Source organism: Agrobacterium sp. A3-95 (genome assembly GCF_053521785.1).
In genome coordinates, this window is record NZ_JBNWDR010000006.1 from 294,340 (window position 1) to 309,077 (window position 14,738).

Here is a 14,738-nt window from a genome sequence, read left to right on the forward strand (position 1 = left end):
GGCGAAGTGTCGGCCTTTGGAGTACTCTCTTGGATTCTTGTTCTTCTGATCAGCCCTGCCTCACGCAGGAGGATGCCATTGAGGCCAAAGCTTTCATTGATCTGCACAAGGCCGCCCGCGGCCGATTGACGGACGAGGAGCGGTTCGCATGCGTTTCCATGAATGGTGGATGCACGATCTCACTACCGAGCGCGCCTGCGATCGGCCTCAACCGTATCCTTGGCCTCACCACACGTGAAGATCTCGACAAGGCCTACAGCTGGATGAGGGGAAAGACGGGGAACCGGTTCTTACAAGTCAATGCCGACACTGCATCGGACGAGCTGACACAGTGGATCGAGACGAAGGGGTTGGTTGCCTACGGACCTGGATGGGCGAAGCTTCGGCGATCCACGGACACGGTCCCTCTTCCATCGCCAGGCACCGTGAAAACACGAAAAGTTCGGCCCGACGAAGCCGAGGTATTCGGCGCCATGATGTGTGCCGGTTTTGGCTTTCCGGAAAGCCTCACTGCTCTATGGGCAGCAATCGTGGGACGCGACGGATGGTCTTGTTTCTACGCGTTGGATGGAGACACACCCGTGGGAACAGGAGCGATGTTCGCTTCAGGATCCTTCGCGTGGCTCGGCGGTGGAACGACCGTGCCGAGCTTTCGAAATAGAGGTTCACAAAAGGCCCTAATTCAAGCTCGTCTAAAGGAAGGCGCAGACCGTGGCGTGTCGACTTTCGTGGTAGAGACCGAAGTGCCATCGGCCGAAAAGGCCAACATCTCGAACGCCAATTTAGCGAAAATGGGTTTCGTGCATATCTATAATCGCAGCAACTTCATTTTATGACACTTGCTGTCAAGAGAGGACCAAGGTCGTGCATTAGCAATATGATTTGGTTCGTCAGCTTAGTGCGACTGACTCTACGGATATTTATGGGGCCACTACATTGCAAGCTTATGCCTTGGCTCTTGAGGGGATTTAACCATTGGCACGCTTCTTTCTTCCCGATGCAGTCGGTCCGTAGGACGGCTCTATGGAGGTCGACATCATAGGAGCCAGCGCTGGGTGTTTTCTCGTATAAATATGTCCGAAGAGTTCGGCAGCGAATGCTCTTCCCTCAACTCGGCTATCTCTCGGCCATATGAAGCGGCACCTCTACCTACGCTTTACCCTGGGCCACAGCTCCAATAAGATTCGAAAACACCCCCTCGGCCTCGGAAGCGGAGCAGTTTCCCCGTGTAACAGCGCTTGTCAACGCGTCTCCTGCCGCAACCAATGCCGCGCAGGCCAATGCCAGCGATTCCGGCTGAAAGTTTGAGTGAGGCCGTAAAACATCCATGAACATTTCGATCACAGCATCGACTAGCTCTTGGTACACGTTGGCTTTCTCCTCGCTTCCTGCAAGCGCTGCGCCGACAGCATGAAATTCGTCACCTTGGTCGGTTCCGCAGGCCAGATAAGTTTTAGCCAAAGCCAATATAGTCTGTTTCGCCGGTCGATTTCCCTGAGCCATAAGTGTGCGAAACGCGGCAATGCGTTCGGTGTCTATCCAACGATAGAGTTCAATTAACAAACCTGTCCTGGTCTCGAAGTGCTCGTAGGTCACAGGTTTGGAAACGCCCGCCCGCACTGCCAGGTGACCTAGTGTCAGCCGATCAGCACCTTCTTCCCGAACGATCAGGCGCGCCGTCTCTAGTAGCTGCTGACGCCTCTCGGACTTCGAAAGTCGGCCTTTAGTCCTATTGTCGATGGCAGCTTTTTGCTTTTCCACTTGCATACCTACTTTTAGTAACCTACCATGTGTAGGAATCAGTAAACCACAGGTATCGTGATGTTACAAGCTTCTGGAAGTCTCCACGACCCAATACTTATTATCGGCGGCGCCGGCGAGGTTGGGCGATGGGCCACACGCTTCTTGCGTGAGCAATATCCTGATGTACCAATCCTCATTGGCGGTCGCGACGAACAACGCGCGATACGAGCAGCAGCAGCTGTCGACGGCGCGTCTGCGGTGGGAGTGGACCTCACTGCATCTGACCTGGGGCTAGGCGAGCAACGTGTGTCGGCGGTCGCAACGCTCTTTACGGATAAAACCGGGGCAGCTCTCCGCTGGGCCCAACAATTGGGCGTTGGGCACGTCAACATCTCACCAAGCATAAGCGAGCTGGGCTTGGAAACTGCTACATTCATGCAGAGACCTACCGCCGCGCCAGTCGTCCTTGGTACAGAATGGCTCGTTGGTGCGACAAGCGTACCGTCACTCTTGTTCGCCCGAGAATTTGGTCGTCTGGAAAACATTCATATCGAGGCAGTGCTCGATGAACAGGATGCGTTCGGACCTGCAGCGAATGCAGATCTTGAGCGCCAGATGTATGCGGGTGCTGCCGCTCTTTTGAGAACGGTTGGCGCGTGGCGATGGTACCATGGCGCCGAGACCAGATCGAAGGTGCGCGCAATCGACGGCACCGAGTTGGACGCGAACGTGTTTTCGCCAAACGACGTCTTGTTGTTGGCAAACGCAACCGGCGCTCCCGATATTCGGTTCGACCTGGCCATTGGAATGAGCTCCACCCGCCGGAATGGCGGACCGGTATCGACTGAAATCATTATCAACCTTTCGGGCCTGGATCACGCCGGGCAGCAGCTTCGGAAACGTCACGCGATCGTTCACCCCGGCGGGCAGATGCCGCTAACGGGTCTGGGTGTAGCGCTCGTTCTTGAACGCATGGCTGGTCTCGCGGGCGATACGCCCCGACCGGGCCTCTATTTCCCGGCCCAGCTCATCGACCACTCCACATACTTTGAGCGGCTTCGCGCATCAGGCGGTGAAGTCATTGAATTGTAGCCGATCCAACACGCGCTGCAAGGCTCGGATCAAGCATAACCTGGAGCAGAAAATGAACCACACTCATAAAGCATCAGCCGCCACGGATCATCCCGTACACCATTCGCAAATCGAGGCCAACGGAGCCTCTTTCCATGTGGTTGAACAAGGCCGCGGTCCAGTAGTGCTCTTCTTGCACGGATTTCCAGACACTGTGGAAACGTGGCGTAGCCAGATGCAAGTTGTCGCAGAAAACGGATACCGCGCGATCGCGCTCGACATGAGGGGTTTCGGCGACAGCTATGCCCCGAACGATCCCGCACTTTACAGCGGGGCCCTAATTGTTGGCGACCTGATTGGCATCCTTGATGCGTTGCAGGTGCCTACCGCAACCATCATATCCCATGACTGGGGTGCCGACCACGGACAACGGGCGATGGTCATGCGACCGGATCGTTTCAACGGCATCATAACGCTCGGCATCCCGTTCCTGCCGCGTGGCGAGCTGAGTACATGGGACTTGCTACGCAGTCGCGGTCTCGGCGATCTCTATTATGCTTTCGACATGATGAAGCCGGAGACGGATGACCGTATCCGTGATGCCAGCAAGACTATTCCGAGTGCACTTTATTGGCTCTCGGGCGAACCCGCCGAAGGAACCGGCTGGGACCCCATCGACGCAAAGCGGAATATGTTTCGACCTGCCCCTGACGTGCTGCCGACTTGGGCCGATCCAGCCTATGTGAAGCACAACATCGACACGTTCCAGCGAACGGGATTCAGAGGCGGTCTGAACCAGTACCGTGGCGTGCAGGCGACGTTTGAGCATCTCGCCGCGTACAAGGACGTACTGATCAAGCAGCCATCGCTTTATATTTGGGGCGATGCAGATGGGTTGTGCCGACTGTTCCACCCGGTCCCACCAACCGTGGAAGAGATGCGCAAGACAGCGCCCGGGCTCGTCGATGTCGTGCGCCTGGAAGGTGTAGGTCACTGGCCTCATCATGAGGCCCGCGAACGCGTGAATGCCGAAATCATCAAATTCCTGAACGGCCTGAATGCCGCCGCTTCAGCAACTGTCTAATCGATCAAGGAACATAGAACCATGATACTTTCTCACGCACTTCGTACAGGCGATCTTGCTTCGGTCAAAGAAGCTATCGACGCCGGGGCGGACGTTAACGCTAGAGGCCCCGATGGTCTCACGCCGTTGATGATCGCGTCTGCGCTTGGGCAGGCACAAGCTGTTGCTTTGCTCCTTACTGCCGGCGCGGACGTGCTGACGGCGGACCCTCGAATGGGAGCAACGGCAATCCACAAAGCGGCACAGTCCGGCAGCGCCGACGTGATCGGGATTCTGCTTGACCACGGAGCCTTCATCAATCAGCAATCGCCAGTTCTTGGCAATACCGCATTGATGGATGCCGTGCTTCACAAGCACGAAGCTGTTGTGCGGGTTTTGCTGTCGCGCCGCGCGCGCACCACGATACGGAATTACTGGCAACAGACCGCGCTCGACATCGCCAATTATGACGACCTGAAAGCAATCGCAGCGCTGATTGAGGAAAGAGATGAGGCGGATGAAAAGCACATCGCCAGCTTGTCAATCATCTCATCAGTCAAGGCCGGAAATATTGAGGAGGTGAAGCGGCTGATCGCAGATGGCGCGGATTTTGAGGTTCGGGTGCCGATAACCGGGACGTTCGATGACGACTACACGCCTCTCGGTCTTGCAGTTCGCGAAGGTCATGCCGAAATCGTGCGCCTATTGCTGGATGCTGGGGCAGATCCTCGCCGCACCATCGGTCTCATGCGCGGTTCGCCACTTCACGATGCTGCCTATTTTGGGAAGGCGGATCACATCGATATTCTGACGTCAGCAGCAAAACAGGGGGACACACAGATTGAGCTCGATGCGCAGGGTCCTTACAATGGCCTGACCGCTTTGCACGATGCTGTTTGGCATGGATACGTAGATGCAGTTGCATCCCTTGTGCGCGCTGGTGCTCGCCGTGATCTGAAAACTCACTCGGGCCTAACACCACTGAGCCTCGCTACTCTCTACGGCTATGAACCGATCGTTGAAATGCTGAGCAGCGACAGTCAGCAGACTGGATCCCAACCAGAAATCCTTTGAGTTAACTCGTTGAGCTCTCAAGGGCGCGGCGATGGAAATTAAAGACTGATCCGTAGTGCAGTGGTGTGATCTCGGTTTGATGGCCAAGCTGCGCAAATTTCGCTCATTTAGCTACCGCACATCAACAATTTGCGGTAGCATCCTGGATGGTGGAACGCGTGGGGGACGGTTCAAAAGAGCCGCCATAGCTAGTCTCTGGCAGCCCACATGAAAAACGTTTCTCGCTGTTCTCCCGCTTTGACCGCGTCCAGATAGCGGGTCTTCCAGACATCACCAATGAACGTCTCCATCGTCGTGGGCAATTTCGGACGATACTCGTGCTCCCCATGGAACCTTACGATGCCACTGTTCAAAGCGTCAGCACTGAGGGTGTCGTCCTGCCATTTCTCCAGCGTCCCGAACCGTGCCAGAAATTCAGCCTCGACGTCTTTACGGGTCGTTTCGATGTATCGGTAATCCACCGGCCTGCCGATCTTCTTGCCAATGGTTTCGGCCAGTTCGTTCATCGAGACATCTTCCGAGCCTACTTCGAGGTATACGCGGTGTCTGCCCCTCGGATTGGTCAATTCCTTGGCCGCCAGCCACGCAATGTCATCGGTCGCCACCCAGGGCATTTTCAAATCGGGTTTGCAGAACCAGGCAATTCGACCGTATTTGGCAACCGGCCCCGTCCACGCCGATACGTCGTCCATGAACCAAGCGGCGCGCAGGTGGACCAAATCGATGTTGCCGAGTTCGTTTAACTTTTCGTCCAGATCGTGGAAGCATTCGAAATGGCCCGTTTTCCCCTTCACGTCCGAACCCATGGCCGTCAGGTTCACGGCCAGTTTGACAGAGGATTTTTCGAGCGCATCGACAAAGCGCTTGGCGACAGCGGGGTAATGCCCCTCGATGTTGTTCCAATCGGTCTTCACCATCAGGAACGCGGCATCTGCCCCCTGAAAAAATTGGTCAAGGTCTCCCTCTCCGGTGTCAAAGCTTCCCAGAAATGGCTCTGCACCAAGCTCGACCAGCGCGCCCAGCGCGGGGCCACCTCGCGACAATGCTCTAACCTGATGCCCGGCCTTCAGTAAGTTCCGGGTAAGTTTAGCGCCAACTCGTCCCGTGGCACCGACGACAGAAATTCGCATGACAGTCTCCTTGCGGTTGTTGATCGCCGATTAGTAGACTATTGCTGTACGTACGAATTTGGAGATAGTGCCAAATGATCTCGAAATCGGGCCAATCCGCAAAACTGCTGCGTTCCTGCTACGATGACATTGATCTCGACCAGTCGGATCGTCCGGCCTTCGCTGTTCGCCTCGACTTCAATGACTATGAGGCTGAAGTACCCCAGCACCAGCACAAGGAAGGGCAGCTCATCTTGGCCCTGCATGGGGCCGTCACCTGCAAGACGGAAAATGGCATCTGGATTGTCCCACCAGACTGCGGAGTCTGGATACCCGGCGGCGTGCCCCACAGCAACCAGGTGACGTCCAACGCACGCCTGTCCTATCTGTTCGTTCAACCAGGCGCAGCGACACTGCCTCATGAGTGCTGTACTTTATCTGTGTCACCGATGCTCCGCGAGATGATCCTCCGACTGGCGGATGTACCCGTCAATTCTCCTCCGGACAATCATGTCGGCCGTATGGTGCAGGTCTTGCTGGACGAACTCGCGCAAATGCCGATACAGGGGCTGGACTTACCCGCGTCCAGCCATCCCAAAATCGCCGCGATCACCGCTGCCCTGATGGCGGACCCGAGCGATCGTCGCACGCTCGTGGATTGGGCGACACACGTTGCCATCAGTGAGCGATCCTTGAAGCGGCTGATGGTCCAGGAAACGGGACTTACCTTCGGCCGATGGCGGCGGCAACTGCATCTGGTCATCGCGTTGCGCGAACTGGCCAGCGGCGCGACGGTCCAGAGGGTGTCGAGCGACTTGGGATACGAATCCCCTACCGCCTTTATCGTCATGTTCAAGAAGGCATTGGGAACAACACCGACCCGCTACTTCGCGAGGTGATTTTCCGAGTAGTCGAATTTCTCAACACTGGTCGGCCCTTGCAGCACGTGCCGTGACTACAATGGGCCTACTACGGACGATGGATCTTGCGTCGTCCCGCTCAGGAACAAGGTCGAAAAAGGGCTCGACCTCACCCAGCCGATCAGAGAGGCGACGGTAGCGCTGGGATCCGGGATCGACAGCCCCCCTTTGTATCAATCATTTGGATTTTCGGCGTTGAAGCTATTGAGAGGATGCGCGTTATTTCTAAGTGCATGTCCCCAAAACACCAATACCCACGCCTTGAACGGATACGAATCAACCATCCGTGAAACATGAAGATGTTAGCCGCACGCAATGAGTCGTGGATTTTCGCACCAAATGGTGCCATACGAGCTACTCATTTACGGGGGCTCGAATATGCGATCAACCATAAATATCGACGACAACCTTATGGAACGGGCCAAGTCCCTCACGGGCACCAAGGGAACAGCAGCTCTCGTGCGGCAAGCGCTGGAGACACTCGTGCGTGTGGAATCCGGCAAACGGCTGATCGCGCTTGGCGGCTCTATGCCTGAGGCTGAAGCGTCGCCTCGACGACGGAGCGATGTGGCAAAGTGATCCTGGTAGACACCTCGATCTGGATAGATCATTTTCGATACGATGACTCAGAACTACGAAAAATCATCAATGATGACCAGCTGCTCTGCCACCCTTTCGTTGTAACCGAATTGGCGCTCGGCAGCTTAAGAGAGCGGGCTGCAGTTTTAGAGTTCCTAACAGCTCAACGCGAGGCGCTAATCGCGACCCATGCGGAAGTAATGACGGTCATTGATCGTCATTCGATATTCAGCATGGGGATTGGTTACACAGATGCGTATTTACTGACTTCAACGTTGCTCGACCGGCGATCAAGCTTGTGGACAAGAGATAAGCGCCTAGCGGCCGCAGCGCAAAAAGTTGGTGCGGCACTTTACCCGCACGCGCAAGCCTCTCATTAGCCCAGTAACGCAGGACGCCCAGCAATATTGTGGCTCTTGAACGGATTCGAACCGTCGTCCACGCGTCGTGGATTGGCTAAGCATTTGCGACGCAATTCACTCACACTCGCTGGCGCCGCCCTAACTTGGTTTTGCTGGCTAATCAGAATGATGCGCACCGAAAGAATGATCGACCGAACGGCGGTATAGCTAAGGTCGCCAAGTTGCGTAGAAATCAGCGCGGAGACGTAGAGGAAGGCGCTGCGGATACCGATGGCTTGTGATCGCACACCGCCTTCAAAAGCGAGATTGTCGTCGCTTGAGCAGTTTTCGAAATACCCGCATATCCTTCTCTATACTGAAGCTTCCCCATAACTGTGCTAGCGAGGCCTGCATCCATTCTCTCGGCGACTGCCAATGCAACGGCGGCCCTGTTTTTGAATGGCAAGAGAGCTTCGAGAACGTATCCATCGCCGCATGCCTTGGCGATGCACGCGATATCGAACATGTCACGTGGCTGAAGAGAGGATCCTCGATAGTGAACCTTCTTCGCGATGATTTCGCCCGGGGTCTCAAGGTCAACTTGGATTCCACGTACTGCGACACGGGATGTTGGATCGTTGGTCAGACTTGGAGCACAAATGAAGTCAATTTCACCGATGCCCGCGAACACGATTTTCAACGCATGCGTCCCGTCCGAAACATATTCATCTGGGTTCACCTGCAGGGTATAGCCCTGTGTTGTCGGGTTCAGATATGGAAGGACCTGCGGATCATCGACGAAAATGTCGATATCGAAGCTTTCACGATGGTTTATCTGGAGCATAAGGGCGGTGCCACCCCCGAAAGTCCAGCTATCGAGGAGTTTAAAAGAAGAGTTCGCCTGATTGATAATTGACGCAGCCTGGTCGAAAAGGCTTTCCCATTGGCTCATCAGGACAACCCTCAGGCGGCTAGGGCGAGGGGATATCCAGCTAGCTGCGAGAATTTCTGGGCAATCTCGGATGCTGTACCGTGGTCGATTTCCATCTCATCCAGAAACTGGTGCTGGAGCTCGGCTTTCACTTCGGAATAGAATGAGAATGCCGAAGCATCGAAATTCTCAACGCTCGCAAAATCCGAAATCTTCGAAGCGAGTTGCTCAGCCGAAAGGTTCGTCCCGTAAGGGGCGTTCACCGTCGACAGTACCTTAATCGCAACGCTAGACATCGTTATCACCACCAATTTTCAATAAGTTATGTAATACATACCCGCCAAAAACGCAAGAAACACAGCAGACGCAGGCATGCAACGGCAATTAATCCGGCTTATTCCAGTTCTTGTCACAAGAGCAGACGAAGCTGCGGCGTTTTTCTTCCCGGTGCATGTCTACTACACCGGGAAGAGGCATTTTGCGGCTCAGAGGCCGGCGCGCGCAAAACCGTGTTCAACGAGCCGGTCGATTACCTCAGGATAGCTGACGCCGCTTGCCGCCATCGCCTTCGCATACATGCTGATATCGGTGAACCCCGGAATGGTGTTCACCTCGTTGACCAAAAAAGCCATGTCCTCGGTCAGGAAGAAATCGACGCGCGCCATACCGTCGCAACCGAGCGCCCGGAAGGCGAGTGCTGCCGTCTCGCGGATCTTCGTCTCAACCTCTGGCGGAAGCTCTGCCGGAACCGTCACCGCCGCGCCATCGTCGTCGATATATTTCGCATCGTAGCTATAGAAGCCATGGCTTTCGGCCGGGATGAGCTCACCCGGGCGAGAGACGAACAGGCCACCCTTGGCGTCCTCAAGCACGCTGCACTCGATCTCGCGGCCGCGGATGAATTCCTCGGCAAGCAGCTTGCGGTCATGCTTGAAGCCCTCCGCGAGCGCCGGCGCAAATTCCTGGTTGTCGGAAACCTTGCCACGCCGACCGAAGACCCCTGACGCGCCGGCTTAACGAACATCGGCAAACCCAACGCGATCTCAAGCGTGTCGAAGGACGGCACCCGATCCGCATGCACGGTAACAGCACGCGCCACCGGTAACCCCGCCGCCCGCAGCAGCTGCTTGGCGATATCCTTGTCAAGCGCTGTCGCTGAACCCAGGATGCCGCAGCCAACCAATGGCACGCGGGCCACCTCCGCCAGTCCCTGCACGGAACCATCCTCGCCGAAAAATACCATGCAGAACCGGGAACAGAATATCGATCTTGCCGGCATCGCTCATCCTGCCGCCGTCGATCGCGATCATCCGCCCACGCCCGCCGGGCACCAATGCGATTTCGGTGCCGTTTGCCGGCCTGGCGAGCACGCCATTTTCAAAATGGCTGAGCAGCCACTCGCCTTCCCGCGTAACGAAGATCGGTACCGCCTCGTATTTCGAGGGCTCCAGTGCCCCCACGACATTCGTCGCCGACATGACGGAGACGTCGTGTTCGGCCGAGCGGCCGCCGAAGAGAACGGCGATGCGCGGCTTGCCGCGGGAAGATGTCATGAAAACCCCCAAAATAATCTGGTCTCTAAATAGTCTAAATAGATCTCAGAAGCTGATCGCGATGCCGCGATTGGCAAAGAAGCGGTCGAATATGGCAAGCGGTAGCAGCACATCCGCCTGGCTCGCAGCATCATGACCGGATGGATTGTGGAAACGGACCGTATCAGCCGAGGCTGCCGTCACCAGAATGAGATGCCCGCCTTTTGAGGGCGGCATGCGTTCCGGCCAGCGTATGCCGCTATTGACCGAGGCGATGAAGAACGGGCGTTCAGCGAGCAGACCGGGGATGCTCTCTGTTGCGACACCCGTCATCGCTTCTGCCGAGAGCCCGAAGCGCTCGCCCACATAGGTCACGAAGGGCGCATAGATCAGTCCCTTGATCGAAGCATCCAGCTCGTTGACGACATAGCCGCCATAGGCGGTGCAGGCACGGGCGAGAGCAAGCGTCGGATGCAGGTCGCCCCGCGCTGCCAGGATCATCCTCAGGCAGGCCATGCCGCAGACATTGACCGCCCAGCGCGCGTATTCCTCGATCGTCTCGGCACCCGATTGCCGCCAGAGCGGATCGCGCAGCAGCGCCGCAGATCCTTCGGCAAGCACGGGCAATGTCATCTCCGGTGTTTCCCACTGACTGAAATAAGGAACGACGCCTGATGATAAGGGCATGGCAAAAATCTCCTGAACGGTATACTCGTATACGAGGTTGCTTGGCATGATCAAGATGATTGCTGTCTCGGAGGAGGTTGGCCATGAACGATTTCGTCGCAATAAATGTTGAAACCATCCGGCCGGAGACCGTGGCGGATCGTATCGCAAGGGTTCTGAGGGAAGCGATTTCCGGTGGAGAGCTTCGCAGTGGCGTCGCGCTCCGACAAGACGAGCTGGCCGCACGATTTGGGTTCAGCCGCATGCCTGTGCGTGATGCCTTGAGGCTTCTGGAAAGCGAGGGCCTCGTAACCATTCACCCGACAAAGGGGGCCTTCGTGGCAAGAATAGATGCCAAGGAGATTGCGGAGATCTATTCCATTCGCTCGCTACTGGAGACGGAAGCCTTGCGCCTATCATATGTAGGGCTGACGACAGCCGATTTGGACAGGGCGGCAACATTTCTCGCCCAGATCGACGCTGAGAAGGATGTGGGACGTTGGGGGACGCTGAATAAGCAGTTCCACATGACACTTTACGGCGCCTGCCAAAATGAGCGGCTCATCGGCCTTATCGCTACCCACCATGATGCAGCCGACCGCTACGTACGTGTATTGCTATCCAGCTTGGACTATGAGCAGCAATCGCAGGAGGAGCACCGCGCTCTGCTAAAGGCTTGCAGAGATCGGAATATCGACGCTGCAAGTGCAATTTTGCAGCGTCATTTGCTTGAAGGAAGTCGCAAGCTCAGCACGGCCGCCCAGTCGAGCTAAGGCGGCTCGCCGGTTCAGCGTTCGAGACGGGCGAAAGTACGCTTGACTTAGGAGATTCGCTGCCGTTGAGACGGGTAACAGGTACATTTTTTGCTCTTGATGAGAGGTGAACCGCTGACCCCCACACCGCGGAAGTAGGAATCTACCCTGACAGACCGTTGCGTTATCACGACCTCTTCGGAAGTTTCGACTTAAAACTATCTTTCGCTTCGGCTGAAAGTGGACAAAGAGTGATTTTAGCTTAACGTCGCGAACGCATCGGGCGGGCTCAAGGTGGATTAGGCGTGGGCTTCTTCGGGACATTTGATAGGCTGCATCACGGTTTTCAACCTCAGCCGGATTGTCACCAATAGGTTGGGGGCCATCGCCCGCGCGGATTATCTCATGCCAGCTGGAACGATGTAACAATGCATGTGCTTCTTTAGAGTGATACGGTGCCAGCCGTCCTGGACCTCGTACCCCCCGGTGATCGATGACAATATTTACCGTCCGACACGTCACGTCATATCGTTATAAACGGCCGGTTGCGTTCGGAGAGCACAGACTTTTGTTCAGACCGAGAGACAGTTTCGATCAGACGCTGCTGAGCTCCCGACTCCTCATCGACCCGGAACCGGACTATCTTCGTTGGATCCATGATGTGTTCGGAAACTGCGTCGCAGTTATCGGCTTTGCTCAACCCTCACGTGAGCTCCGCTTCGAAACCGTCATTCGCCTTGACCATACACCCTATGTCGCAATTGATCTGCAAATCGATCAGGACGCTTTGACTTACCCGTTTTCATATGATCCAGACGAAGCGCTGGATCTGGAACGAACCATCCAGCGCCATTACGCTGATCCACATGATCAGGTCGGTAAATGGGCGCGCCAATTCGTGCGAGCCGGGCAACCCACTGAAACCGGGCACCTGCTGATGACGTTATGCTACGCCATCCATGAAAGTTTCATCTATTCCCGACGACAAGAGCATGGAACGCAAGCGCCGACCGAGACGCTGCAGCTTCGCAAGGGAACCTGCCGCGACTTCGCTCTACTTATGATGGAGGCCGCTCGATCACTTGGGTTCGCGGCCAGGTTCGTCACGGGCTATATCTACGTTCCAGACCGAGACGGATCCACCACCCTTGGCGGCGGTTCCACCCATGCGTGGTGCCAGATCTATTTGCCGGGCGCCGGTTGGGCTGAGTTCGACCCAACCAACGGTATCGTGGGCAACCGTGATCTTATCCGTGTTGGGGTGGCGCGGGATCCGAAGCAGGCAGTTCCTTTGTGGGGAAGTTACGACGGAACAGCCGCTGACTACGAGGGCATGTCAGTCCAGGTCAACGTCACAACGGATGATCGCATCGAAACTGTGCTCAACTGATCGGAACGCATTCCCTATACCGGCGTTTGCCGCCCAAGCTAGTCTCACGGCGGCGATGTCACGTTGTTTGCTTAATCCCGGACAAGGCGTTTGCCGATGAGCTTACGCAGTTGCGCCGATCACGACTTTCCAATGCGCCATTGCGCGGATGCGATGAATATGGGTGGCCAGGGCTGAGCGTTTCTGATGTGACGGCACGAAGAAATTTCTGACTGCTGAGAGGACCGGGATAAAACGTTGCAAGCCGCCGACGGAACGGAAGCCCTGCATCATCCGCTCTCGTTTTCGAAGCGGCACGTGAGAATTCTCCGCGCGATTGTTCAGGCCCTTGTGTGATCGATGTTCGACGCCGGGCATTACATCCCGCCTTGCTGCTCCATGTGAGCGCAGTTTGTCCCTGACGATGTGCTTCGGCGACTGGCTCTGCTTGTTCAGCACCCTGACCAGCAATCGCTTGGCTGGCTTGGTATAGCGGCCAGCCTGGACGATCTCGTCGAGAACGTAGCCGTCCTGGTCAACGGCGCGCCAAAGCCAATGTCTCAGGCCGCCGATGGAAATCGCCACCTCGTCCAAATACCAGATATCCTTTTGTGACGGCTTCTTTCTGCGCAACTGCTTGGCATAAGCCGCCCCGAATTTACGGCCCCATCGCCGGATCGTTTCTTAAGATACGACAATGCCTCGCTCCAACGGCATTTCCTCGACCAACAGCAGGCTCAATAGAAACCGGAAATACAGCCAAACCGCATGGGCGATGATCTGCGGCGGAAAGCGGTGGTTCTTGTAACTGATCGTCGTCGAGCTCATCCCGCCCAATTATCCGCCAACCGTTAAGTCGCAGACAACGTGACATCGCCATGCGGTGTCTTAAAAGACTATCGAACGAAACGCGACGGCTCCACAGCACTTGACTCATTAAATATACGCGTTTAGTGAACGCATATATTAATTAGGAGCAACGATGCCACGCCAACCACTGACTGATGAGGAATTAGAGGTCACGCGTACCCGTATACTGCTTGAGGCGGCGATCATTGTCGGAAAAAGCGGTATCGCTGGACTATCGATGCGCGGTCTCGCGCAACGAATCGGCTTAACTCCAGGCGCGCTGTATCGTTATTTTCCGAGCAAGCAGGACATACTGCTGAGTTATTGGGAAGATGCACTTCAAGCGGTTGCCGAACGCATCGCAGCAATCGATGTTTCGGAGACGGATACGCCTGCCGCGATTCGTCACATGCTCTATGCCTATGCAAATTTTTGCTTGGAAGATCATGATCGATTTCGTCTTCTTTTCCTCGAAATGGATCAGGAGGTTGGGCCCGAACTGTTCCAGCGCAGTGCTGGCTTTGCGCCATACGACCTCGTGCTTAGACGTATCGAGCGGGCGTTAAAAGACGGCCATTTTCTGTCCACAGACGCCGAACTTCTAACCCAGACGTTATGGGCCGGTGTCCACGGCGCCGTAACCCTGCTGATTACAGTAAAGGAGATCGAGCTCAAGGCCGACCTCCTCGACACAACAATCAACGCTCTCATGCGTGGCCTTTCGGCTAAGGAGACTTAA

16 protein-coding genes and 2 pseudogenes are annotated in these 14,738 nt (G+C 55.9%); 10 read left to right on the forward strand and 8 right to left on the reverse strand.

Annotation, left to right across the window (positions count from 1 at the left end; all coding sequences use genetic code 11):
- The first annotated feature begins 29 nt into the window (after nucleotides 1–29).
- A complete protein-coding gene (locus tag ACQZ5Y_RS17620) occupies nucleotides 30–836 on the forward strand; it encodes a GNAT family N-acetyltransferase (protein ID WP_019565658.1) in 807 nt (268 codons plus the stop codon).
- 313 nt (nucleotides 837–1,149) lie between these two features.
- Here ACQZ5Y_RS17620 and ACQZ5Y_RS17625 read toward each other — a convergent pair whose 3' ends face one another.
- Entirely contained in the window at nucleotides 1,150–1,767 is a 618-nt protein-coding gene (locus ACQZ5Y_RS17625) for a TetR/AcrR family transcriptional regulator (protein WP_082546191.1), read from the reverse strand.
- 411 nt (nucleotides 1,768–2,178) lie between these two features.
- Here ACQZ5Y_RS17625 and ACQZ5Y_RS17630 point away from each other — a divergent pair, with 411 nt between their 5' ends.
- Genes ACQZ5Y_RS17630 through ACQZ5Y_RS17640 form a run of 3 tightly spaced genes read left to right on the forward strand, consistent with a single transcriptional unit; the run spans nucleotide 2,179 to nucleotide 4,951 of the window.
- On the forward strand, nucleotides 2,179–2,835 hold the full coding sequence (locus tag ACQZ5Y_RS17630; RefSeq protein ID WP_236763184.1) for a hypothetical protein: 657 nt from the start codon (nucleotides 2,179–2,181) through the stop codon (nucleotides 2,833–2,835).
- Nucleotides 2,836–2,887: 52 nt separating this feature from the next.
- Entirely contained in the window at nucleotides 2,888–3,898 is a 1,011-nt protein-coding gene (locus ACQZ5Y_RS17635) for an alpha/beta fold hydrolase (protein WP_026330844.1), read from the forward strand.
- A 21-nt stretch (nucleotides 3,899–3,919) separates the two neighbouring features.
- Nucleotides 3,920–4,951, forward strand: coding sequence for an ankyrin repeat domain-containing protein (locus ACQZ5Y_RS17640; protein WP_112682722.1), 1,032 nt, complete (start codon nucleotides 3,920–3,922; stop codon nucleotides 4,949–4,951).
- Nucleotides 4,952–5,139: 188 nt separating this feature from the next.
- Here the strand turns inward: ACQZ5Y_RS17640 and ACQZ5Y_RS17645 are convergent, their stop codons facing one another.
- Nucleotides 5,140–6,081, reverse strand: coding sequence for an NmrA family NAD(P)-binding protein (locus tag ACQZ5Y_RS17645; protein ID WP_111790980.1), 942 nt, complete (start codon nucleotides 6,079–6,081; stop codon nucleotides 5,140–5,142).
- A 74-nt stretch (nucleotides 6,082–6,155) separates the two neighbouring features.
- Between ACQZ5Y_RS17645 and ACQZ5Y_RS17650 the strand changes: the two genes are divergently transcribed.
- The 3 genes from ACQZ5Y_RS17650 to ACQZ5Y_RS17660 all read left to right on the forward strand — a co-directional run bounded on the left by ACQZ5Y_RS17650 (nucleotide 6,156) and on the right by ACQZ5Y_RS17660 (nucleotide 7,939).
- Nucleotides 6,156–6,959 carry an AraC family transcriptional regulator gene (locus ACQZ5Y_RS17650; RefSeq protein WP_013637278.1) on the forward strand — a complete coding sequence of 268 codons (804 nt, stop codon included), beginning with the start codon at nucleotides 6,156–6,158 and terminating at the stop codon, nucleotides 6,957–6,959.
- Nucleotides 6,960–7,358: 399 nt separating this feature from the next.
- Entirely contained in the window at nucleotides 7,359–7,559 is a 201-nt protein-coding gene (locus ACQZ5Y_RS17655; protein WP_111791034.1) for a type II toxin-antitoxin system VapB family antitoxin, read from the forward strand.
- Nucleotides 7,556–7,939 carry a type II toxin-antitoxin system VapC family toxin gene (locus ACQZ5Y_RS17660; protein ID WP_111796574.1) on the forward strand — a complete coding sequence of 128 codons (384 nt, stop codon included), beginning with the start codon at nucleotides 7,556–7,558 and terminating at the stop codon, nucleotides 7,937–7,939. The genes ACQZ5Y_RS17655 and ACQZ5Y_RS17660 overlap by 4 nt, the downstream gene beginning before the upstream one ends.
- Nucleotides 7,940–8,153: 214 nt before the next feature.
- On the opposite strand, the gene ACQZ5Y_RS17665 is transcribed toward ACQZ5Y_RS17660, so the two are convergent.
- The 5 genes and pseudogenes from ACQZ5Y_RS17665 to ACQZ5Y_RS17685 all read right to left on the reverse strand — a co-directional run bounded on the left by ACQZ5Y_RS17665 (nucleotide 8,154) and on the right by ACQZ5Y_RS17685 (nucleotide 11,050).
- A complete protein-coding gene (locus tag ACQZ5Y_RS17665) occupies nucleotides 8,154–8,852 on the reverse strand; it encodes a nucleotidyl transferase AbiEii/AbiGii toxin family protein (protein ID WP_111790984.1) in 699 nt (232 codons plus the stop codon).
- Between the two features lie 11 nt (nucleotides 8,853–8,863).
- Entirely contained in the window at nucleotides 8,864–9,127 is a 264-nt protein-coding gene (locus tag ACQZ5Y_RS17670) for a hypothetical protein (RefSeq protein WP_013637284.1), read from the reverse strand.
- A 189-nt stretch (nucleotides 9,128–9,316) separates the two neighbouring features.
- Nucleotides 9,317–10,074, reverse strand: a pseudogene (locus ACQZ5Y_RS17675) (D-alanine--D-alanine ligase).
- On the reverse strand, nucleotides 9,974–10,384 hold the full coding sequence (locus ACQZ5Y_RS17680) for a hypothetical protein (RefSeq protein WP_419462559.1): 411 nt from the start codon (nucleotides 10,382–10,384) through the stop codon (nucleotides 9,974–9,976). Before ACQZ5Y_RS17680 ends, ACQZ5Y_RS17675 begins: the two are co-directional and overlap by 101 nt.
- A 45-nt stretch (nucleotides 10,385–10,429) precedes the next feature.
- Entirely contained in the window at nucleotides 10,430–11,050 is a 621-nt protein-coding gene (locus tag ACQZ5Y_RS17685; protein WP_174051353.1) for a C39 family peptidase, read from the reverse strand.
- Nucleotides 11,051–11,133: 83 nt separating this feature from the next.
- Between ACQZ5Y_RS17685 and ACQZ5Y_RS17690 the strand changes: the two genes are divergently transcribed.
- Both ACQZ5Y_RS17690 and ACQZ5Y_RS17695 read left to right on the forward strand, forming a co-directional pair.
- Nucleotides 11,134–11,802, forward strand: coding sequence for a GntR family transcriptional regulator (locus ACQZ5Y_RS17690; protein ID WP_025591213.1), 669 nt, complete (start codon nucleotides 11,134–11,136; stop codon nucleotides 11,800–11,802).
- A gap of 472 nt (nucleotides 11,803–12,274) precedes the next feature.
- The gene (locus ACQZ5Y_RS17695; protein WP_111796577.1) at nucleotides 12,275–13,171 is read left to right on the forward strand and encodes a transglutaminase family protein; all 897 of its coding nucleotides are present in this window, start codon (nucleotides 12,275–12,277) and stop codon (nucleotides 13,169–13,171) included.
- 102 nt (nucleotides 13,172–13,273) lie between these two features.
- On the opposite strand, the pseudogene ACQZ5Y_RS17700 reads toward ACQZ5Y_RS17695, so the two are convergent.
- Nucleotides 13,274–14,024: pseudogene (locus ACQZ5Y_RS17700) on the reverse strand (IS6 family transposase).
- A 108-nt stretch (nucleotides 14,025–14,132) separates the two neighbouring features.
- Between ACQZ5Y_RS17700 and ACQZ5Y_RS17705 the strand changes: the two are divergent.
- Nucleotides 14,133–14,738, forward strand: coding sequence for a TetR/AcrR family transcriptional regulator (locus tag ACQZ5Y_RS17705; protein ID WP_174051351.1), 606 nt, complete (start codon nucleotides 14,133–14,135; stop codon nucleotides 14,736–14,738).